Origin of the sequence: Nocardiopsis sp. RV163 (assembly GCF_001029525.1) — a bacterium.
GTDB classification, from domain to species: Bacteria; Actinomycetota; Actinomycetes; order Streptosporangiales; family Streptosporangiaceae; genus Nocardiopsis; species Nocardiopsis dassonvillei.
In genome coordinates, this window is sequence record NZ_LEKI01000239.1 from 1 (window position 1) to 5,907 (window position 5,907).

Genomic DNA, 5,907 nt, shown 5'->3' on the forward strand with positions numbered 1-5,907 from the left:
GGGCCACGCACACCATCCGCGACAAGCGCGCCGCCGTCGTCGACGAGCTGCACGAGGACTGGCAGCGCCTGCGGGCGGAGGGCGCGGCGGTCAAGGAGCACACCCTGCGCCACCCTCATCCCCGACCGCTGCCGGGACAGGGTGCCGCCGATGTGCATCAGGCAGGAGTTGTCCACCGCGCACAGAACCTCGGCGCCGGTCTCCACGGCGCGGCGGGCCTTGTCCGCGCCCATGGCCGAGGACACGTCGCCGTTCTTGACCGCGAAGGTGCCGCCGAAGCCGCAGCACTCGGCGGCCCCGGGCAGTTCCACCAGCTCCAGACCGCGGACGGCGCGCAGCAGCCGGTAGGGGCGGTCGCCCAGGCCCAGCACGCGCAGCCCGTGGCAGGTGGGGTGGTAGGCCACCTTGTGCGGGTAGTAGGCGCCCACGTCCGTCACACCGAGCACGTCCACCAGGAACTCGGTGAGGTCGTACACGCGCGGGGCGAGGTCGGCCACCTTGCGCGACAGGCGGCTCCCGCTCGCGCCCAGCCGCGGGTAGTTGTCGCGGACCATGGCCGCGCAGGAGGCGGAGGGGACCACGACGGCGTCGGCGCCCTCGAAGGTGCGCACGAAGCGCACGGCCAGACGGCTCGCCGAGCGCCGGTAACCGGTGTTGTAGTGCATCTGCCCGCAGCAGGTCTGGCCCTCGGGGAAGACCACCTCGTGCCCCAGACGCTCCAGGAGGCGCACGACCGCCCGCCCGGTGTCGGGGAACAGTGTGTCGTTGACACAGGTGATGAACAGCGCGATCCGCATGTGCCTCCTTCGTGCCCCGCCGGCCGGCGCGCGCGTGCGGACCCCGCCGGGTCGGCCCACGCGGTGCGCTGCCATGGCGGAACTGCTCGCCACGAGCCTGGGGTGGTCGGACCACTTTCGCACGCCGTGAAGCATCCGGGCAAGAAGGAGGGCTAAAAGGGTGATGTGGGGCGAGGGGATGGAAAATTGGTATGATCTCTTGGTGGTGGTGGCGCGGGTCACGCGCACACCCAGCCCCGCTCCCGGCCCCGTCGGACCGAGGGACGACCCGGGCCACCGCGCAGACTGGAGGGACTTCCGTGAGCGACCCCGACGCCGGGCGCACCACCGTCACGCGGCGCGCCGCCGACCGGATCAAGGCGATGATCGCCGACGGCCGGGTCGGACCGGGGGAGCGCCTGCCCACCGAACGCGACCTGTCCGCGCAGCTCGGGGTGTCCCGCAGCTCCATGCGCGAGGCCATCCGCTCCCTGACCACACTCGGCGTCCTGGAGTCCCGCCACGGCGCGGGCGTCTACGTCACCGCGCTGCGCCCCGCCGACCTGCTGGAGACCTTCTCCGTCCTGGCCGAGGTCTCCCAGGGGCACACCCTCCTGGAGGTCCTCCAGGTGCGGCGCATGCTCGAACCCGCCGCCACCGCCCTGGCCGCCGCGCGCGCCAGCGCCGAGGACCTCGACCGCATCGGCGCACTGCTGGAGCGGATCGAGGGCGGGGACGACACGTCCCGCGCCGACACCGTCGCCGCCGACCTGGGCTTCCACCAGGCCATCGTGGCCAGCACCGGCAACGCCACCCTGGCCGCGGTCAACGACGGCCTGTCCTCGCGCACGTTCCACGCCCGTGTGTGGGCGGGGCACCGGGAGGCCGGGCTCACCGCCAAGCTGCGCGAGGACCACCTGCGCATCCACGAAGCCCTGGTGGCACGCGACCCCGACGCCGCACGGGCCGCCGCGACCGTGCACGTCCTGCGCGTGGAGCGCTGGCTCAGCGCCGACCTGGCCGACTGAGCGCCGCCGCACCGCCCCGTTCCGCCGCTCCCCAGGCTCAGCCGCGCCGCCTGCCGCGGTCGCGGACCCTGTCGGCGAGCTCCTCGGCCCGAAGCAGCCGCGCCAGGTCCTCGCGCCGGGCCGTCGGCGGGCGCTCCCCAGCGGTCTCGGGCGCCTGCTCGGGGATCTCCTGGCCCAGCTCCGCGTCGATCCCCAGGACGTCGTGGTCCTCGATCTCCTCGATCCGGTGGCCCTCCGGGAAGTACCGCAGGAAGTCGGCCACCGCGGAGTCCTGGTCCGCGGCCCCCACGTCCGTGTCCGCGTCCACGTCGTCGTAGCCGGGAGCCCAGGCCCCCGTGCCGAACTCGTCGAAGCCCTCGGTTGACTCTGTCACCGGCGTCCCCCTCACGCTCGGTTCCTCACTTCGATCATGCCCGCTCCGGCCGGAGGACGCCAGGGGCTGACGCGAGGGGAGAGGCGGGTGCGAAACCGGACAAGGTGACGCACGGTAGGCTTCTGCCGCGCTGTCCGATATGTGAACGGAGCCCCCTCTGTCGTGCGCGAGCGCGTTCGAGCCATCGTCGACGCCCCCTGGTTCCAGGCCTGCGTCATCACCCTCATCCTCGTCAACGCCGTCATCCTCGGCGCGGAGACCTCACCCCGGGTGACGGACTCCTACGGCGGCCTCCTGCGCGCCGTCGACCTGACCATCCTCGCCCTGTTCGTCCTGGAACTGGGGATGCGGATGTACGCCCACCGGAAGGCGTTCTTCCGCGACCCCTGGAGCTGGTTCGACCTGGTGATCGTCGGCATCGCGCTGCTGCCCTCCTCCGGCCCCTTCTCGGTGCTGCGGGTCCTGCGCGTGCTGCGGGTGCTGCGCCTGCTGTCGGTGATCCCGACCCTGCGCCACGTCGTCACGGGCCTGTTCCGGGCCCTGCCCGGCATGATGTCCATCCTGTTCCTGGTGATGCTGCTGCTGTACGTGTCGGCGGTCATGGCCACCGAACTCTTCGCCGACGTCTCGCCGCAGTACTTCGCCGACCTGCCCTCGTCGCTGTTCACCCTGTTCCAGATCGCCACCGCGGACGGCTGGGGCACCATCGCCAAGGACGTGATGGAGCACAAGCCCATGGCGTGGGTGTTCTTCGTGGTCTTCGTGCTGGTGTCCACGCTGGTGGCGCTCAACCTGTTCATCGCCGTGGCCGTGGAGGCCCTGGAGAAGGACGACGAGGAGAACGGCGGCGGGCGCGGCGGCTCCGCGGGCTGGACGGGCGGGGGCCCCGACGGCGGGGGCCCCGACGGGGGACAGGCCGTGATCCTGGCCGAACTGCGGGCGCTGCGCGCGGAGGTGGCCGTGCTGCGGCGGGAGCGCGAGGGGGAGGCCAGCGGCCTGCGCTGAGCGGCGTGCCCGGACCGGTGCCGCGCCGGGCGCGAAAGTCCGCGACCGGGCCTGTGGACAACCGCCGCGGGCCCGGTTTTTCGTGGGAGGCTTGTGATCGGAAGCACAGCCGCGCACCGCGGGCTGCGCGCGGACCGAGCACCCGCGCCCTGCCGCCGGAGCGCCGACCGACGAGGAGCCGCCGGATGTCTGCCAGTACACCTCTCCCGCGCGCTGAGGACACCGGAGAACACGCCCGACCGGGCGTTCCCCTGGACCAGCGGGACGAGTGGACCGCGCTGCGCGAGCACCACGGGCGGTGGGGCTCCACCGGCCTTCGCGAGCTGTTCGCCGACGACCCCGGCCGGGCCGAGCGTTACACGCTCGACGTCGGCGACCTGCACGTGGACTACTCCAAGAACCTCGTCACCGACGAGACCCTGCGCCTGCTCGCCGACCTGGCCGGGGCCACCCGGGTCGCCGACCTGCGCGACGCCATGCTGGGCGGCGAGCACGTCAACCTCACCGAGGACCGCGCCGTCCTGCACACCGCCCTGCGCGCGCCGCGCGGGCGGGTGATCAGCACCGGCGGCCGCGACGTCGTCCCCGAGGTCCAGGAGGTCCTGGACCGGATGGCGGAGTTCGCCGACCGGATCCGCGCCCGGGAGTGGCTGGGCCACACCGGCCGCCCGGTGCGCCGGATCGTCAACATCGGCATCGGCGGCTCCGACCTGGGGCCCGCCATGGCCTACGAGGCGCTCCGCCCCTACACCGACCGCGGGCTGGAGTTCCGGTTCGTCTCCAACGTGGACGGCACCGACCTGCACGAGGCGCTGGTGGACGCCGACCCGGCCACGACGCTGTTCGTGGTCGCCTCCAAGACCTTCACCACGATCGAGACCATCACCAACGCCACCGAGGCCCGCACCTGGCTGCTGGACGGGTTGGGCCTCAAGAGCGACGATGACGGCGGCGCCATCGCCAGGCACTTCGCCGCCGTCTCCACCAACGGCGAGGCGGTGGCCGAGTTCGGTATCGACACCCGCAACATGTTCGGCTTCTGGGACTGGGTGGGCGGCCGCTACTCCTACGACTCCGCCATCGGCCTGTCCCTGATGGTGGCGGTGGGCCCCGAGCGGTTCCGGGAGATGCTCGCCGGGTTCCACTCGATGGACACCCACTTCGCGACCGCCCCCGTCGAGCGCAACCTGCCCTTCCTGCTGGGCCTGCTCGGCGTGTGGTACGGCAACTTCCACGACGCCCAGACCCACGCGGTGCTGCCCTACAGCCACCACATGTCCAAGTTCACCGCCTACCTCCAGCAGCTCGACATGGAGTCCAACGGCAAGTCGGTGCAGCGCGACGGGCGCCCCGTCCACTGGCAGACCGGGCCGGTGGTGTGGGGCACTCCGGGCACCAACGGCCAGCACGCCTACTTCCAGCTGCTGCACCAGGGCACCCGGTTCGTGCCCGCCGACCTCCTCGGCTTCGCCAACCCGGCCCCGGACCTGCCCGAGCACCTGGTACCCCAGCACGACCTGCTCATGGCCAACCTGTTCGCCCAGGGGCAGGCGCTGGCCTTCGGCCGCACCGCGGAGGAGGTCGCCGCCGAGGGCGTGTCCGCCGACCTGGTCCCGCACCGGACCTTCGAGGGCAACCGGCCCACGACGACCATCCTCGCCGACCGGCTCAGCCCGTCGGTGCTCGGGCAGTTGGTGGCCCTCTACGAGCACAAGGTGTTCGTCCAGGGCGCGGTGTGGAACATCAACTCCTTCGACCAGTGGGGGGTGCAGCTTGGCAAGGTGCTGGCCAAGCGGGTCGAGCCCGCCCTCACCGAGGGCGCCGACGTGTCCGGCCTGGACGCCTCCACCGCCTCCCTGGTGCGGCGCTACCGATCCATGCGGGGCAGGGACTGACCACGGCGGGGGAGGTGCGACCGGCGGACCGCCCGGTTCGCACCGCCCCAGGGCCCGCCTCCTCCTTCCGGGAGGCCCCGCGCTACTCGGAAGGGGGCGGGGCCGCGCGACCGCCAGCGCGTCTGGTGAGCATGAGCGGTTGAGCGGGGGAGGGGCATGGCTTGCTTGTCTACCTAACGATAGGTAGGGTGATGTGCGCGGGCGGGACCTCCGCTCGCGTCCACCCCACCACACGAGAGGTCGACTTCCGTGACCACCGACACCCGAGTCCGCGCCATGAACGTCTACGCCGCCCACTTCGCCGCGCACGGTTACCGAGGCGCCTCCCTGGAGGCCGTCGCCCGCGAGGTCGGGGTGCGCAAGCCGTCCCTGTACCACCACTTCCCCGGAGGCAAGGAGACCCTGCACAAGCTCGTCGCCCTGGACTTCATCACCCGGCGCGGCGAACAGCTCGCTCTGGCCCTGGACGCTCCCGGCGGGCTCGCCGAGCAGTTGCGGGCGGTCGTCACCACCGCCGTGGCCGACCCGACCGGAGCCACCACCTCCTTCGAACAGCACCTGTTCGACTCGCTGGACCAGCTCGAACAGGACGTGCAGAAGGAGGTGCGCGACGCCTACGCCGCCACCCTGCTCGATCCCATGACCGCTCGTTTCCGTGCGGCCGTGGCCGAGGGCGAGGTCGCCGACCGGGACCCGGCCGTGCTGTGCAACGCCTTCCTGCACCTCGCCCGCGCCGTGGACATGATGGGTGACCCCGACCAGGCCGCCGACACCCTGGTCGGGCTCTTCCTCGACGGCGCCCGCACTTCGGCCTGACCCGTCGCCCCACC

6 protein-coding genes are annotated in these 5,907 nt (G+C 72.4%); 4 read left to right on the forward strand and 2 right to left on the reverse strand.

The genetic code is table 11. The features are described from left to right. A partial coding sequence (locus ABD54_RS24985) for a (Fe-S)-binding protein (protein ID WP_235432191.1) occupies window positions 1-797 on the reverse strand: 797 nt, incomplete at its 3' end. 299 nt (window positions 798-1,096) lie between these two features. On the opposite strand from ABD54_RS24985, the gene ABD54_RS24990 reads away from it, so the two are divergent. Further along, the gene (locus tag ABD54_RS24990; RefSeq protein WP_047871998.1) at window positions 1,097-1,804 is read left to right on the forward strand and encodes a FadR/GntR family transcriptional regulator; all 708 of its coding nucleotides are present in this window, start codon (window positions 1,097-1,099) and stop codon (window positions 1,802-1,804) included. A 37-nt stretch (window positions 1,805-1,841) separates the two neighbouring features. Here the strand turns inward: ABD54_RS24990 and ABD54_RS24995 are convergent, their stop codons facing one another. Then, entirely contained in the window at window positions 1,842-2,177 is a 336-nt protein-coding gene (locus tag ABD54_RS24995; protein WP_047871999.1) for a hypothetical protein, read from the reverse strand. Between the two features lie 162 nt (window positions 2,178-2,339). On the opposite strand from ABD54_RS24995, the gene ABD54_RS25000 reads away from it, so the two are divergent. The 3 genes from ABD54_RS25000 to ABD54_RS25010 all read left to right on the forward strand — a co-directional run bounded on the left by ABD54_RS25000 (window position 2,340) and on the right by ABD54_RS25010 (window position 5,893). Next, window positions 2,340-3,182, forward strand: a complete 843-nt coding sequence (locus tag ABD54_RS25000) for an ion transporter (protein WP_047872000.1) — start codon at window positions 2,340-2,342, stop codon at window positions 3,180-3,182. Between the two features lie 185 nt (window positions 3,183-3,367). Further along, the gene (pgi, locus tag ABD54_RS25005; protein ID WP_047872001.1) at window positions 3,368-5,077 is read left to right on the forward strand and encodes a glucose-6-phosphate isomerase; all 1,710 of its coding nucleotides are present in this window, start codon (window positions 3,368-3,370) and stop codon (window positions 5,075-5,077) included. 249 nt (window positions 5,078-5,326) lie between these two features. Next, complete coding sequence (locus ABD54_RS25010) at window positions 5,327-5,893, forward strand: TetR/AcrR family transcriptional regulator (RefSeq protein ID WP_053063654.1); 567 nt, start codon at window positions 5,327-5,329, stop codon at window positions 5,891-5,893. Window positions 5,894-5,907: the final 14 nt, after the last annotated feature.

Excerpts from the sequence above, each read along its gene's own strand:
- pgi (WP_047872001.1), top strand. The coding sequence starts at position 3,368 with ATGTCTGCCAGTACACCTCTCCCGCGCGCTGAGGACACCGGAGAACAC.